This window comes from Luteimonas sp. RIT-PG2_3, from assembly GCF_054902115.1.
On record NZ_JBUBPF010000021.1, the window covers coordinates 17094 to 29608 of the forward strand.

At 66.9% G+C, this 12515-nt stretch carries 13 protein-coding genes and 1 riboswitch; of the genes, 5 read left to right on the forward strand and 8 right to left on the reverse strand.

Annotation, left to right across the window (positions count from 1 at the left end; all coding sequences use genetic code 11):
• Positions 1 to 10: 10 nt before the first annotated feature.
• Positions 11 to 901, forward strand: a complete 891-nt coding sequence (mmsB, locus tag ACYX7E_RS18665; protein ID WP_462082119.1) for a 3-hydroxyisobutyrate dehydrogenase — start codon at positions 11 to 13, stop codon at positions 899 to 901.
• A gap of 33 nt (positions 902 to 934) precedes the next feature.
• Here the strand turns inward: mmsB and ACYX7E_RS18670 are convergent, their stop codons facing one another.
• Positions 935 to 1207 (reverse strand): hypothetical protein, encoded by a 273-nt coding sequence (locus ACYX7E_RS18670; RefSeq protein WP_462082120.1) that lies wholly within the window; start codon positions 1205 to 1207, stop codon positions 935 to 937.
• 91 nt (positions 1208 to 1298) lie between these two features.
• On the reverse strand, positions 1299 to 1769 hold the full coding sequence (mntR, locus tag ACYX7E_RS18675; RefSeq protein WP_462082121.1) for a manganese-binding transcriptional regulator MntR: 471 nt from the start codon (positions 1767 to 1769) through the stop codon (positions 1299 to 1301).
• Between the two features lie 273 nt (positions 1770 to 2042).
• Between mntR and ACYX7E_RS18680 the strand changes: the two genes are divergently transcribed.
• From ACYX7E_RS18680 to ACYX7E_RS18695, 4 genes are read left to right on the forward strand one after another with little or no spacing between them, the layout of a single operon-like run.
• Positions 2043 to 3008: a metal ABC transporter substrate-binding protein gene (locus ACYX7E_RS18680; RefSeq protein ID WP_462082122.1), complete on the forward strand. Its 966-nt coding sequence runs from the start codon at positions 2043 to 2045 to the stop codon at positions 3006 to 3008.
• Positions 3005 to 3898, forward strand: a complete 894-nt coding sequence (locus tag ACYX7E_RS18685) for a manganese/iron ABC transporter ATP-binding protein (protein ID WP_462082123.1) — start codon at positions 3005 to 3007, stop codon at positions 3896 to 3898. The genes ACYX7E_RS18680 and ACYX7E_RS18685 overlap by 4 nt, the downstream gene beginning before the upstream one ends.
• Positions 3895 to 4800, forward strand: coding sequence for a metal ABC transporter permease (locus tag ACYX7E_RS18690; protein WP_462082124.1), 906 nt, complete (start codon positions 3895 to 3897; stop codon positions 4798 to 4800). Before ACYX7E_RS18685 ends, ACYX7E_RS18690 begins: the two co-directional genes overlap by 4 nt.
• Positions 4797 to 5723: a metal ABC transporter permease gene (locus ACYX7E_RS18695; RefSeq protein ID WP_462082125.1), complete on the forward strand. Its 927-nt coding sequence runs from the start codon at positions 4797 to 4799 to the stop codon at positions 5721 to 5723. Before ACYX7E_RS18690 ends, ACYX7E_RS18695 begins: the two co-directional genes overlap by 4 nt.
• On the opposite strand, the gene purU is transcribed toward ACYX7E_RS18695, so the two are convergent.
• The 6 genes from purU to ACYX7E_RS18725 form a co-directional block, all read right to left on the reverse strand.
• Positions 5692 to 6555, reverse strand: a complete 864-nt coding sequence (gene purU / locus ACYX7E_RS18700; RefSeq protein ID WP_462082126.1) for a formyltetrahydrofolate deformylase — start codon at positions 6553 to 6555, stop codon at positions 5692 to 5694. The genes ACYX7E_RS18695 and purU overlap by 32 nt on opposite strands.
• 127 nt (positions 6556 to 6682) lie before the next feature.
• Entirely contained in the window at positions 6683 to 7147 is a 465-nt protein-coding gene (locus ACYX7E_RS18705; protein ID WP_462082127.1) for a GNAT family N-acetyltransferase, read from the reverse strand.
• Positions 7148 to 7154: 7 nt separating this feature from the next.
• Entirely contained in the window at positions 7155 to 7487 is a 333-nt protein-coding gene (locus tag ACYX7E_RS18710; RefSeq protein ID WP_462082128.1) for a thioredoxin family protein, read from the reverse strand.
• Complete coding sequence (locus ACYX7E_RS18715) at positions 7459 to 7941, reverse strand: flavodoxin (RefSeq protein WP_462082129.1); 483 nt, start codon at positions 7939 to 7941, stop codon at positions 7459 to 7461. Before ACYX7E_RS18715 ends, ACYX7E_RS18710 begins: the two co-directional genes overlap by 29 nt.
• 35 nt (positions 7942 to 7976) lie before the next feature.
• Positions 7977 to 9017: a ribonucleotide-diphosphate reductase subunit beta gene (locus ACYX7E_RS18720; RefSeq protein WP_462082130.1), complete on the reverse strand. Its 1041-nt coding sequence runs from the start codon at positions 9015 to 9017 to the stop codon at positions 7977 to 7979.
• A gap of 286 nt (positions 9018 to 9303) precedes the next feature.
• Positions 9304 to 11850, reverse strand: coding sequence for a ribonucleoside-diphosphate reductase subunit alpha (locus ACYX7E_RS18725; RefSeq protein ID WP_462082131.1), 2547 nt, complete (start codon positions 11848 to 11850; stop codon positions 9304 to 9306).
• A 179-nt stretch (positions 11851 to 12029) separates the two neighbouring features.
• Positions 12030 to 12296: riboswitch (cobalamin riboswitch) on the reverse strand.
• Positions 12297 to 12515: the final 219 nt, after the last annotated feature.

The window sequence follows — 12515 nt, forward strand, 5'->3', positions numbered from 1 at the left end:
AGACACCAGCATGAGCCGCATCGCTTTCATCGGTCTGGGCAATATGGGCGGGCCGATGGCCGCCAACCTCGTCAAGGCCGGCCACGTGCTGCAGGTGTTCGACCTCAGCGCCGCTGCGCTCGATGCCGCACGTGCTGCCGGCGCCGGCGTGGCCGCGAGTGCGTCCGCCGCCGTTGCCGATGCCGAGGTGGTGATCTCGATGCTGCCCGCAAGCCGGCACGTCGAAGGCCTGTATCTCGGCGAGGCCGGCCTGTTGCCGGCGATCACGACGGGCGCCCTGGTCATCGACTGCAGCACCATTGCGCCGGCATCGGCCAAGAAGGTCGCCGACGCCGCCGCCGCGCGCGGGTTGCAGATGATCGATGCGCCGGTCTCTGGCGGTACCGCTGGCGCTGCGGCCGGCACACTGACCTTCATCGTCGGTGGCGACGCGGCGGCGCTGGAGCGCGCGCGGCCGGTGCTTGAGGCGATGGGACGCAACATCTTCCACGTCGGCGCCAACGGTGCCGGCCAGGTCGCCAAGCTGTGCAACAACATGGCGCTGGGCGTGATCATGGCGGTGACCGGCGAGGCGATCTCGCTGGGCGTGGCGCATGGCCTGGATCCCAAGGTGCTGTCGCAGATGATGGCGGTCAGCACCAGCCGCAGTTGGGCGACCGAAGTCTGCAATCCCTGGCCCGACGTGCTCGAAAACGCGCCGGCGTCGCGCGGTTACAGTGGCGGCTTCGGCAACGACCTGATGCTCAAGGATCTCGGCCTGGCGGCCGAGGCCGCGATGGGCGTGGGCGCGTCGATTCCGCTCGGCGAACTGGCGCGCAACCTGTACGCGATGAACAGCCAGCAGGGCCACGGCGGCCTCGACTTCTCCAGCGTGGTCAAGCTGTTCAATCGCGAAGGCTGAGTCGCGCGGCCCGGCGTGGCCGGCACCGGCCGATCACGCCTCCGGCGCGCGCGACCAGGACGGGAACGGATCGGCCAGCCCCCTCCATGCCTGCGGCCCCATCGCCATGTCGGCATCGTCGAGCAGACAGGCATCGAGCAAGGTGGTCGTCGCGGCCTGGTCCAGCCCGATGCCGATGATCGCAAGCTCCTGGCGCCGGTCGCCCCAGAGCGGATGCCAGATCCGGTGCAGTGCGCGATAGCCGCTGTCGTCTTCATTGCCGTTGTCGAGATGGCCGTCGCCAGCGGTGTCTGCAGCCGGGGCCATGGGCTGCGACGTGCGATTCGCGGTGGCCGGTCAGCCTCAAGCCCGCCGCCCGCTCAGAATCGCCGGGCGGCCAGAAGCCGGATGCTAACGGTCAGCGACGATTTTTAGCGGCAAATTCGGCGAAGATCGCCAGCGTTTCGCGACTGACATGGTGCTCGATGCCTTCCGAGTCGCGGCGGGCGATGTCCTCGGGGACGCCCAGGGCCAGCAGGAATTCCTCGACCGTGCGATGCCGTTCGCGACTGGCGCTGGCGAGCGCTTCGCCCGCTTCGGTCAGGAACACGCCGCGATACGGTCGCTGCACGACCAGACCGTCGCGTGCCAGCCGCTTCAGCGTCCGTGCCACGGTCGGCTGGGCGACACCGAGCCGCGCCGCGATATCGACCTGGCGGGCCTCGCCGCCATCGACGATCAGGTCCGAGATCAGCTCGACATAGTCCTCGGTCAGCTCCAGACGGTGGGCATTGCGGACCTGCCGGAAGCTCTCGACCTGGATTTCGGCCTCGACCAACGGCGGCGCCTTCGCGGCCCGGCTGCGTCCAGTGGATGGGGTCTTCGACATTCCGCTCGTGTTCGTGGCAACTGCGCCGAGGCCGCCATTGTCGCCAATCCAGGCACATCCCGCATCGAAAGTGGAGAGTTCACTCACAAACTAAGGATGTGATTAACGGTATAGCATTTGCTATATTGACGCTCGGCAACGGCTGCGAAGCCGGCGCCCGAGCCACGTGGACGCCTGCCGATGCCGTTGTCGCAGCGGCGCGGCCACGCCAGCCGAGCCGGGCAGCTGCGGCATGGCGCCGCCGCACCCGATGTCGATCGAAGGAGAATGACGATGACCGCAACGCATATCCGCGGTGTCCTTCCGCGCTGGCGAAACGCGCTGGCGATGCTCGCGACGCTGGCGCTCGTGTTGGTGCTTGCTGCATGTCGCGCCCCCGCACCCACCGGGCCCGACACGGCCGGCGATGCCACCGCGAAGACGCCGTTCAAGGTCGTCACCACGTTCACCGTGATCGCCGACATCGCGCGCAATGTCGCCGGCGACGCCGCCGTGGTCGAGTCGATCACCAAACCCGATGCCGAGATCCACAACTACCAGCCCACGCCCGGCGACCTCGCGCGTGCGCAGGGCGCGCAGCTGATCCTGTGGAACGGGCTCAATCTCGAACGCTGGTTCGAGCAGTTCTTCAGCCGTCTCGACAAGGTGCCCAGTGTCGTCGTCAGCGATGGCGTCGCCCCGATGGGGATTTCCGAAGGGCCGTACACCGGCAAGCCGAACCCACATGCCTGGATGTCGCCGAGCGCGGCGCGCATCTACGTCGACAACATCCGTGACGCGCTGGTCGCGCACGACCCGGACAACGCCGCGGTCTATCGCGCCAACGCCGAGGCCTACAAGCAGAAGATCGACGCCACGTTCGCGCCGATCCGCGCGCGCCTGGCCGCGCTGCCGCCCACGCGGCGCTGGCTGGTCACCAGCGAAGGCGCCTTCAGTTACCTGGCGCGCGACTTCGGCCTGAAGGAGCTGTACCTGTGGCCGATCAATGCCGACCAGCAGGGCACGCCGCAGCAGGTGCGCAAGGTCATCGACACGATGCGCGCCGAGCAGATCGGCGTGGTCTTCAGCGAGAGCACGGTCTCGGCATCGCCGGCCAGGCAGGTCGCGCAGGAAACCGGCGCGCGTTACGGCGGCGTGCTCTATGTCGACTCGCTGAGCGGACCGGACGGCGAGGTGCCGACCTACCTGGACTTGCTGCGCGTCACCGCGGAACGCATCGCCACGGGGCTGGAGCAGTGAGCACGGTCGCCGCTCCCGACGTGACTGCCGCCGCCGATGCGTTGCTCGGCCTCGACGTCCACGACGCCACGGTCGTCTACCGCAATGGCCATACCGGACTGGAGCAGGCCAGCTTCAGCATCCCGCAGGGCTCGATCACAGCGCTGGTCGGCATTAACGGCAGCGGCAAGTCGACGCTGTTCCGCGCGATCATGGGACTGGCGCGCCTGTCCAGCGGAAGCATCCGCGTGCTCGGCAAGCCGGTGCCGGTCGCGCTGAAGGCCAATCTGGTCGCCTACGTGCCGCAGAGCGAGGACGTCGACTGGAACTTCCCGGTGCTGGTCGAGGACGTGGTGATGATGGGCCGGCAGGGGCGCATGGGCCCGCTGCGGATCGCCTCGCGCGCCGATCGCGAAGCGGTCGACATTGCGCTGCGGCGCGTCGACATGCTCGCGTTGCGCAAGCGCCAGATCGGCGAGCTGTCCGGTGGCCAGAAGAAGCGGGCGTTCCTGGCGCGCGCGCTGGCCCAGGACAGTCGCGTGATCCTGCTCGACGAGCCGTTCACCGGCGTCGACGTCACCACCGAGGACGCGATCATCGGCCTGCTGCGCGACCTGCGCGATGAAGGCCGCGTCATGCTGGTGTCGACCCACAACCTGGGCAGCGTGCCGGAATTCTGCGACCGCACCGTGCTGCTCGACCGCACCGTGCTGGCCTGTGGACCGACCGCCGAGGTGTTCACGCGCGACAACCTGGAGCGCACCTTTGGCGGCGTGCTGCGGCATTTCAGTTTCGGCGACAGCGGCCATCGCGGCATCGGCGCGCTGGGCATCCTGACCGACGACGAGCGGCCGCTGATCCTGGTGGAAGGCCGGCCGACCGCGCGTGCGACGGAAGAGCCGCATCCATGACCTTGCTGCTGCAGCCGTTCGAGTACGCGTACATGCTCAACGCGATCTGGGTCTGCGCGCTGGTCGGCGGCGTCTGCGCGTTCCTGTCGGCGTTCCTGATGCTGAAGGGCTGGTCGCTGATCGGCGATGCCTTGTCGCATTCGATCGTGCCCGGCGTCGCCGGTGCCTACATGCTCGGCCTGCCGTTCGCCCTCGGCGCGTTCTTCGCCGGCGGGCTCGCGGCCGCGGCGATGATGTTCCTCAACCAGCGCACGCGGCTGCGCGAGGACGCGGTGATCGGGCTGATCTTCACGTCGTTCTTCGGGCTGGGCCTGTTCATGGTGTCGTTGTCGCCGACCGCGGTGAACGTGCAGACGATCGTGCTCGGCAACGTGCTGGCGATCACCCGCGAGGACACGCTGCAGCTGGCGCTGATCGGCGGCGTCACGCTGGCGGTGCTGCTGCTGCGCTGGAAGGACCTGATGGTGGTGTTCTTCGACGAAAGCCACGCCCGTTCGATCGGCCTGAATCCGGTGTGGCTCAAGGCGATGTTCTTTGCGCTGCTGTCGGCCTGCACGGTCGCGGCGCTGATGACGGTCGGTGCGTTCCTGGTCATCGCGATGGTGGTCACGCCGGGCGCGACCGCCTACCTGCTGACCGATCGCTTCCCGCGCCTGCTGGCGATCAGCGTCGCCATCGGCAGCCTGACCAGCCTGGTCGGTGCGTACCTGAGCTACTTCATCAATGGCGCGACCGGTGGCGTCATCGTCGTGCTGCAGACGCTGGTGTTCCTGCTGGCGTTCGTGTTCGCGCCGCGCCATGGCGTGCTGGCTTCGCGTCGGCGCGCGCGCCACGCCTCGGCATCGATCGCGTCGCCCGTGCCCGTGTCGCCAACCTCCGTGCCCCCGGCGGTGCAGCCATGATCGACGCGCTGCTGGCGCCGCTGCAGTTCGATTTCATGCGCACCGCGCTGCTGATCGCGGCGATGGTCGCGGTGCCGGCCGCGCTGCTGTCGTGCCTGCTAGTGCTCAAGGGCTGGGCATTGATGGGCGATGCGGTCTCGCACGCGGTGTTCCCGGGCGTGGTCGCGGCGTACCTGATCGGGCTGCCTTACGCGGTCGGTGCGTTCTGCGCCGGCATGGGCTGCGCGCTGGCGATCGGCTACCTGAAGGAAAACAGCCGGATCCGCCACGACACGCTGATGGGCGTGGTGTTCTCGGGCATGTTCGCGTTCGGGCTGGTGCTGTATGCCTGGGCCCGCAGCGACGTGCACCTGGACCACATCCTGTTCGGCGACCTGCTGGGCGTCGATGCGGGTGACCTGTGGCTGTCGGCGACGATCGCGGTCGTCGTGGTGCTGGCGATCGTCCTGCGCTGGCGCGACCTGCTGCTGCATGCCTTCGATCCGGTGCATGCCGCCAGCCTCGGCCTGCCGGTGCGCTGGCTGCACTACGGCCTGCTGGCGCTGCTGTCGCTGACGGTGGTCGGCGTGCTCAAGGCGGTCGGCCTGATCCTGGCGATCGCGATGCTGATCGCACCCGGTGCCATCGCGTTCCTGCTGACGCGCACGTTCCCGAGGATGCTGGTGGTCGCCAGCCTGGCATCGCTGCTGGCGTCGCTGGCCGGCGTCTACCTGAGCTTCTTCCTCGACAGCGCACCGGCGCCGACGATCGTGCTGCTGCTGACGCTGCTGTTCATTGCGGCGTTCGCGACCTCATCGTGGCGCGAGCATCGCCGGGACCGCAACCGGACTCGCGATGGGGCGCGCGACGGCAGCCGTGACGAGCGCGCGCGCGCGGCGACCGCCGACGCGCTCAGCGGAACACCACCGTCCGGTGGCCGTTGAGCAGGATGCGGTGCTCGACATGGCGGCGCACCGCGCGCGCCAGCACCTGCGACTCGATGTCGCTGCCGACGCGGACCAGGTCGCGCGGCGTCAGCGCATGATCCACGTGGGCGACGTCCTGTTCGATGATCGGGCCTTCGTCGAGATCCGAGGTCACGTAATGCGCAGTGGCGCCGATGATCTTGACCCCGCGCGCGTGCGCCTGGTGGTAGGGCTGCGCGCCCTTGAAGCTCGGGAGGAAGCTGTGGTGGATGTTGATCGCGCGGCCCGACAGCGCCGCGCATAGCGCCGGCGACAGAATCTGCATGTAACGCGCAAGCACCACCAGGTCGACCTGCTCGCGTTCGACCAGGGCCAGCAGCGCGGCTTCCTGTGCGACGCGGTTGTCGGCATTGACCGGCAGGTGATGGAAGGGCACGCCGTACGACGCGGTCAGCGTCGAGAACGTCTGGTGGTTGGAGGCGACCGCGACCAGATCGATCGGCAACTGCCGGCTGTGCGTGCGGAACAGCAGGTCGTTGAGGCAGTGCCCCTGCTTGCTGACCAGCACCAGCACGCGCGCGCGGCGGCGGGCGTCATGGATCTGCCAGTCCATCGCGTGCTGGTCGCCCAGCACGCCGAAGCGCGTGCGAAGGGTCTCGAGGATGTCGTCGCTGTCGTCGCCGTGAGGCGCTTCGAAATGCACGCGCAGGAAGAAGCGCCGGCTGTCTTCATCGCCGAACTGCTGGGCATCGACGATGTTGCAGCCGAACTGGAACAGCAGCTCGCTGACGCGATAGACGATGCCCGTGCGGTCCGGGCAGGAAAGGGTCAGGACGTGGTCGCTGGGCATCGGGCGATGATAGTGGATGGCGGTCCGCGCCGGCAGCCTGTCCAGGCCCGTGTTGCCGGGACGTGCGGCAGGCGGCAGGTGAGTGACTCGGAGCGGGTGGCAGCAAGCCGGCGCAGCGGCGGTCTTCTCAGCAGCAGGCGGCGCTGGCGATCTGCGTGGCGGCTACGGCCGCGGCGGTCGGTCCGGTCAATGGTTTACGCAGGAAACGACGGGCATGGCCGGTCGGGAAGTCGTCGAGCTGGCCGAACACCTGGAAGCCATGGCGCAGGTAGAAATCGCCGGCCTGCCAGTCGAACGAATCCAGGAACACGCCGCGCGCGCCTTGGGCCAGGGCCAGCGCCTCGGCATCGCGCAGCAGTTGCGAGCCGATGCCGGCGCGGCGGTGCGTCTCGGCGACCCACAGCACGTCAATCGACAACCAGCCCAGGTAGATGTCGCCGACCAGCCCGCCGACACGGTGGCCGTCGGCGTCGTGCGCGACCAGGTGCACCGGAACGAAGGCCATACCCGGGATCGCCTGGCGGTTGAACGCGCGCAGTTGCGCGCAGATCGCCTCGACGTCGTCGGCATTCGCGGACTGGATCCGGACCATGCGTGCCTCAGCCGGCGAACTTGGACTGCACGGCCTGGGTGATCTGCGGCGGCGACTGGAAGCCGGGCAGGCGCGCGACTTCGTCGCCATCCTTGAACAGCGCCAGCGTCGGGGTCTGGCGCAGGCCGAGGTCGCGGAAGAAATCCTCACCGACGATTTCCATCTTGACCTTCAGCAGTGCCACGTCGGCAGCGTCGGCCGTGCCGGCGAACTTGGCCAGCGACATGTCGAGCATCTTGCAGCCCGGGCAATCGTCCTTGTAGAAGTCCACCAGCAGGCGCGGGTGCGCGGCCAGGGCAGCGGCGTAGTCGTCAGGCGATGAGGCGTGCAGGGTCTGCATGGGCAATGGTCTCGGTGCAACTCAGGATGTGGTCGGTCCAGCGTTCGATCTTCAGCGCGTCCTGCGCGCCATGCGGCATCTGCTCGATCTCCAGCCGCGGATGGACCGTGCCGAAGAACGCGGCGATGCGCCGTGCCGCGCCGCAGTAGTACTCCATGCCCCACTGGGTCTCGCCGGTGCCGAACACTGCAAGGTGCTCGGGCTTGCCGACGGCGTCGACGAGGTCGGCGATGAAGCGCTTCATTTCCGGCGGCGTGCGCCCGCCGTTGTCGCTCCAACTGCCGAGCAAGTAGAGGTCGTGCTCGGCGCCTTGGGGACAGGCCTTGGCGAGCGTCTGGATGTCGGTATCGATCCAGGTCACCGCATGCCCCTGCGCCTCGCAGTGCGCGCGCACCGTCCGCGCGACATCGCGGGTGTTGCCGCTCAACGAGCTGTAGGCGATGAGGATGCGCATGGGGTCAATCCCCGGTTTCCAGAACCCGGATGGTGCTAGAGGTCATCAAACCCGTTGTCGGAGTTCGTCTTCTTGTACGACGCATTGCGCATCTCGAAGAAGTCGGTCTTGGTCTCGGTGAAGTTGTCGGCGTAGGCCTTGATCCACGGCATGACGTTTTCGTTCGAGCTGTCGTACAGCTTCTCGATGCCGAGCATGCCGGCCATCTTGTTGGCGCGGTACTTCACGTAGCGGATCATCTCGTCGACGTCGATGCCGTCGATGCCGTCCAGCACTTCTGCGGTCCACTGGGTCTCGAGCTCGATCGCATGCTCGAAGGCCTTGTGCACGTAGTCGGTCAGCTCGTCGCCCTGCAGCGACTGGTTCTCGCCGACGATGGCGCGGATCAGTTCGCTGATGAACTTGGAGTGCGCCAGCTCGTCGCGGTTGATGAAGCTGATGATCTTGCCGGTGCCGGTCATCCGGTTCTGGCGGACCAGGTTGTAGAAGTAAGCGAAGCCGGAATAGAAGTTGATGCCTTCCAGGATCGACGACTGGATCAGCGAGCGGATCAGCGTCTCGGCGGTGCGCTCGCGCATGAAGTCCTGGTAGGACTCCATGATCGGCGCGTTGCGCGCGATGATCGTCGGATGCGTGCGCGCGAGTTCGAACACGCGGTTCTGGTCGGCCAGGCCGGCGATCGAGGCCAGCACGTAGCTGTAGCTCTCGTTGTGGATCACTTCCTGCTGGCCGATGATCGCGGCATTGGCGTGCGCGGCCGGGTCGGTGATGTACTCGGCGACGTTGTAGATGAACCGCGTCTGCGGCGAATCGAGCGTCGCCAGCAGGCCGATGATCGAGTCGTAGGCGTTCTTCTCGCGTCCCGACAGCTCGCCGTAGCCGCGGGCGTCGCCCTTCATGTCGACCTCATCGGGGATCCAGAAGTTGGTCGAGAGCTCCTTGTACGCCCGGTAGAACGACGGGTACGGAATGTCGTTCCAGTTCAGGATACCGCTGGTCTGGCCGTTGATGATGCCGGTCGAGCGGTTCGGGTGGCGGGGCTCAAGGATCTTGATGCGGTCGAGCGGGGTGGCCATGTCGTCTTGGGTTTCCGGATGAAGAGAAGCAACGGAACAGGGAGGGCGCGTCGCGAAACAATCGGTGGGTGCCAATGCACGCGATGCTGGTCAGCACGTTCCGTGACATCTCGAAAAATGAATCCGACCTCTTATCCCCTTTTCCCTTTCCTGCGAAGGAGTCCTGCGGGTGAAAAGCCCCCCTGAGTCAGGGGGGGCGCGCCGCAGGCGCGGGGGTGTGGAGGCCGGTGATGCAGGGTCCACGGTTCGCTGGGCGAACCGTGGAAGCGACAGCGCGAATGCGATGTCAGCTACTGCACCACTCGCATTCGCTGATGTCGATGTCGTTGGAGCGCACGTAGTAGGTCGTCTTCAGGCCTTCTTTCCACGCGGTCATGTGCAGGTCGAGCAGGGTGCTGGCCCGGATCGTGCTGGGGACGTAGAAGTTGAAGCTGATCGACTGGTCGACGTGGCGCTGGCGACGCGCGTTCTGGCGCACGCTGGCGAACTGGTCGACGTGGTAGGCGCCCTTCTCGTAGAACGGATAGGTTTCCAGCGACAGGCCGGGTGCGGCGACCGGACGACGGAAGTCCTTCTTCTCTTCGTAGTAGAACGCGCTGTAGATCGGATCGATCGACGCGGTCGAGCCGGCGATCTGCGCGGTGCTCATGTTCGGGGCGACTGCCATCAGCCACGCGTTGCGCATGCCGTTGACGCCGACCTGGGCCGCGAGGTCCAGCCACTGCGCGCTGTTGTAGCCGCGGGCGCGGAAGTACTCGCCGTTCTGCCAGTCGCTGCCACGGAACACGCTGTAGGTGCCCTTTTCCTTGGCCAGCGACATGCTCGCCTGGATGGTCAGGAAGTTGATGCGCTCGTACAGCTCGTCGCTGTAGTCCTCGGCTTCGCGGGCATTCCACTGGATGCCCTTCTGCGCCAGCAGGTGGTGCCAGCCGAACGTGCCCAGGCCGATCGCGCGGTACTTCTGGTTGGTGATCGTCGCCTGCGGGACCGGCAGCTCGTTGAGGTCGATGACGTTGTCGAGCATGCGCACCTGGATCGGGATCAGCCGCTCCAGGATGTCGGGCGCGAGCAGGTCGGGCTGCGCGGTGACCGCGCGGCCGAGGTTGATCGACGACAGGTTGCAGACGACGAAGTCGCCGGCCTTCTTGGTGGTGACGATCTGGTTGCCGCTGATGATCTCCTGCATCATCCGCGTCGGGCTCATGTTCTGCAGGATCTCGGTGCACAGGTTGCTGGAATAGACCATGCCCTCGTGCTTGTTCGGGTTCATCCGGTTGACTTCGTCCCGGTAGAACATGAACGGGTTGCCGGTCTCCAGCTGGCTGACCATGATGCGCTTGAAGATCTCGATCGCCTTGATGGTCTTGCGGCCGATGCGCTCGTCGGCGACGACTTCCTCGTACTTCTGGCGGAACGTGCCGTCGCCGCGCTTCTCGTCGTAGAAGTCCTGCAGGTACCAGCCCTTGATGCGCTTGACCTCGTGCGGATCGAACAGGTACCAGTCGCCACGGCGCTCGACGGCTTCCATGAACAGGTCGGGGATGCAGACCGAGGTGAACACGTCGTGCGCACGCAGGCGCTGGTCGCCGTTGTTCAAGCGCAGGTCGAGGAAGTTCTCGATGTCGCGGTGCCAGATGTCGAGGTAGACGGCGATCGCGCCCTTGCGCTGGCCGAGCTGGTCGACCGACACCGCGGTGTTGTTGAGCTGCTTGATCCACGGCACCACGCCGCCGGACGAATTGGACACGCCGCGGATCGCCGAGCCCGACGAACGCACGTAACCCAGGTAGGCGCCCACGCCGCCGCCGTGCTTGGACACGCGTGCCACGTCGGTGTTGGAGTCGTAGATGCCCTGCAGGCTGTCGTCGACGGTGTCGATGAAGCACGACGACAACTGGCCGCCGACCTTGCCGGCATTGGCCAGCGTCGGGGTCGCGACGGTCATGTAGAGGTTCGACAGCGCCCAGTACGCTTCGCGCACCAGCTGCATGCGGCGCTCGCGCGACTTCTCGCCGGCGGTGCGCTCGTGCTGCATCAGGTAGAGCGCGATCGTCAGCCAGCGTTCCTGCGGCAGTTCATAGACCGCGCGCGAGGTATCGGTGGCGAGGTAGCGCGTGGCCAGCAGGTACAGGCCGTTGTAGGCGAACAGCTTGTCGCGCTCGGGCTCGATCATGCGCCCGGCTTCTTCGAGTTCTTCCTTCGAGTAGTTCTTCAGGATGTCGATCGAGTAGACGTTGCGGTCGGCCAGGCTTTCCTGCAGGCCCACGTACGAGCCGTACTGCAGGCTGGCGTCGTAGAAGCGGTTGCGGCTGGCGCGCTTGTACAGGCGGCGCAGGTACAGGCGCGCGGCGAAGAATTCCCAGTCCGGCGCGGTCAGGTCGACGCGCGACTCGGCTTCGCGGATCAGGTGGTCGACCAGGTCGTCGGCGGTGACCGACTCCTTGCGTTCGATGAAGCCCAGCACGCCGCGCTTGTAGTCGGCGATGTCCAGGTGGGGGTATTCGGCATGGATCGAGTCGATCGCGCGCTCGAGGCGCGCGGCGTCGAACGGCATGCGGCGGTTGCCCGCCTCCTTGGTGATCCAGGTCGAGACGTCGGTATTGGCAGGGGTGTCTTGGATGAGCATCGTGTTGGCTTGGGGCGGCGACGGGATGGCGTCGTCGGAGTCGGCATCGCCGACATCAGGGGAAAGGGCGGATGTCACGGGGCTGGCGGCGGGCAAGGGCGAGGGCGGTCGCGTGTCTGCGGCGCTGGGCGCCTGGGTTCCGGCGGAAACTCCGGCAGATGCGGCGGCGTCGGGCTCGGAAACAGCGAGGGTGTCGTTGTGGGTCATGCGTCCTCCATGCAGATTGCACGCGGCCAGCCTGTTCCCCGCAGGCAGGGTCCGTTCGCGTGATTCGAGAGTCGAAGCTTGGTGTCGCAGGGCCTGCGACCGCCCCCGAAGGACCGGTCCCGTGCCCGCTTCACCAGCCATCTCCCCCCGGAGATTCCGCGGCCGGTACCGCGCGGTGTGCATACGCGCGGTTGTCGGCAGGTCTTCGGACTCGTGGACACGGCGACCGGCGTCGCCCCGGGGGCTTGCCTGTCGCCATCTAGTCGCTGCTTCCCGGCGCGTGGGCGCCAGTGCATCTCGCGACATCGTTTCCACCTACCGCTGCGGGGCAGTGTCGGAATGAGAGCGCTTACATGGTCATCTCGACCGTGGCTAGGCGCTCCGCACCGACTTCCCTTTTCATCCCGCGGTGTGTGGCCGCGGGAACCGACTGCCACAACATATCGTGGTCTGGGGAATTGTCAACGCCAAATGTTGTGGAACATCGACCCGTGGAACATTCCGGTAAAAGGTCTCATCCATGCCTCCGGCGAGCGTCTACGCGGCCTCGCGGCAGGTTGCCGGGCCGGTCGTGGCGGGGGCTGTCGAAGGCAGGAGGCGGACGTTCGGGAGCCCCGATCCGTGGGTGTTCGATCTCCTCTCCGGGTCCGGGCGCGGGCGATACG

Excerpts from the sequence above, each read along its gene's own strand:
- ACYX7E_RS18725 (WP_462082131.1), bottom strand. The coding sequence starts at position 11,850 with ATGACCCACAACGACACCCTCGCTGTTTCCGAGCCCGACGCCGCCGCA.
- ACYX7E_RS18720 (WP_462082130.1), bottom strand. The coding sequence starts at position 9,017 with ATGGCCACCCCGCTCGACCGCATCAAGATCCTTGAGCCCCGCCACCCG.
- mmsB (WP_462082119.1), top strand. The coding sequence starts at position 11 with ATGAGCCGCATCGCTTTCATCGGTCTGGGCAATATGGGCGGGCCGATG.
- ACYX7E_RS18710 (WP_462082128.1), bottom strand. The coding sequence starts at position 7,487 with ATGCAGACCCTGCACGCCTCATCGCCTGACGACTACGCCGCTGCCCTG.
- purU (WP_462082126.1), bottom strand. The coding sequence starts at position 6,555 with ATGCCCAGCGACCACGTCCTGACCCTTTCCTGCCCGGACCGCACGGGC.
- ACYX7E_RS18705 (WP_462082127.1), bottom strand. The coding sequence starts at position 7,147 with ATGGTCCGGATCCAGTCCGCGAATGCCGACGACGTCGAGGCGATCTGC.
- ACYX7E_RS18690 (WP_462082124.1), top strand. The coding sequence starts at position 3,895 with ATGACCTTGCTGCTGCAGCCGTTCGAGTACGCGTACATGCTCAACGCG.
- ACYX7E_RS18670 (WP_462082120.1), bottom strand. The coding sequence starts at position 1,207 with ATGGCCCCGGCTGCAGACACCGCTGGCGACGGCCATCTCGACAACGGC.
- ACYX7E_RS18695 (WP_462082125.1), top strand. The coding sequence starts at position 4,797 with ATGATCGACGCGCTGCTGGCGCCGCTGCAGTTCGATTTCATGCGCACC.
- ACYX7E_RS18715 (WP_462082129.1), bottom strand. The coding sequence starts at position 7,941 with ATGCGCATCCTCATCGCCTACAGCTCGTTGAGCGGCAACACCCGCGAT.
- ACYX7E_RS18680 (WP_462082122.1), top strand. The coding sequence starts at position 2,043 with ATGACCGCAACGCATATCCGCGGTGTCCTTCCGCGCTGGCGAAACGCG.
- mntR (WP_462082121.1), bottom strand. The coding sequence starts at position 1,769 with ATGTCGAAGACCCCATCCACTGGACGCAGCCGGGCCGCGAAGGCGCCG.